Raw genomic sequence first — 1,311 nt, forward strand, 5'->3', positions numbered from 1 at the left:
ATTATAAGTCTTTTATTGTAATTATTCAACAAAAAATGGATTTCCATTCCATATAAAAGGCAAGCTACTGAATTGAACCGTGCAAGGGTTCTGACTGGGTCTGTATGACGTTTCCGCCGGATATCTGTTACCTTGCCGCCTACGCGTGCCATGAATAACTTGGGCGGGGGCTACTCTCCCCCCCTGCATACCTCGTGCCGATCGCCTAATTGTTTAGTACCAGTCCAATCCCCCCAAACACATCCATTACATAAAGTGGGTTGACGTGGTGACCTAGCCAGAACAGACGGGGGTCTCCGTGAAGATTTAATTTGCATATCACTTTCCTCCAATGCAAAAAGGCCTCTTTTCAGCGACCTCGAATTTACGTTATTTTATGGATACAATATAACACTCTTTCGTTCGCATATACTGCGGTTATATCTCCGCTTTTGTATGGATTGGAAGCTAAGGAAAAGTTTCCTGAACAAATAAAAAAGCATCGGTTAGGGTGCCTTGACCATTAAACTATCATGCCTTCTATACAAAACGAATCTTTTATTACATCCCTATATTCATCATCTATCCTTCTGGACAGATCGCTAATGATCATATTTCTCCGTTTCAGTTTGTCGATCTCACTTTCTATTCCCCAAGCGGGATGCAAAACTCTTCGCTGTTGCATAAAAGCATTTGTACTTAGTTACTAAGGAGATATGACAAGACCATTTTACTGATTATCGAAAATGGCCGTAAAGAACAAAAATCGGACAATACCGGAAAATGGGCAATTAATCCATAGTAGCTGGCTTTTGCTCACTTTCTCAATATCACTTCTTCCAGACGATCCTTTCACCCAATTTGTATCGCAAAAGAATGCGCCTATCCTCAACAAAAAAAGCGAGCCTCATTGGCTCGATTTTCTATAACAATAATTTTTAAAAATTCAAATCAGTACTAATACGAACTCCGAGTTGTCCAGACATGTTAGAAGATCCAGATGTTAAATTGACATAGAACGTACCTACTGCCCACGGACCAGAATTTCCATTTACTATTTCGTTGTATGTTTCACCGGGTCCTACTGAACCGGAGGCCTTTTGTCTGCCGCCTGGACTTCCCTGATTAATAGTAAAGGAAATTCTTTGAGACCCTGTATTTTTCAAATACACTCTTACATAGCCATAATTGGCTTTAATGTCGAAATCGGCTAAATAAGTAGTCCCGCTTATTGGGCGATTTTCAATTCGTGGTGTAGTTGCATTTGGAGTAATAACATGATTCCCTGCTGTTGGTGTATTCACATCAGTCGATGTGTTTGCAGATTGGGAA

At 40.5% G+C, this 1,311-nt stretch carries 1 protein-coding gene; it reads right to left on the minus strand.

The window, feature by feature from the left end:
- Window positions 1-917: 917 nt before the first annotated feature.
- Window positions 918-1,311 (minus strand): hypothetical protein (locus ACIFO6_RS23700; protein ID WP_430044467.1); only part of this gene is annotated, 394 nt, incomplete at its 5' end.

Source organism: Paenibacillus sp. NRS-1781 (genome assembly GCF_050467745.1).
In the GTDB taxonomy this organism is placed as follows: domain Bacteria; phylum Bacillota; class Bacilli; order Paenibacillales; family Paenibacillaceae; genus Paenibacillus; species Paenibacillus terrae_A.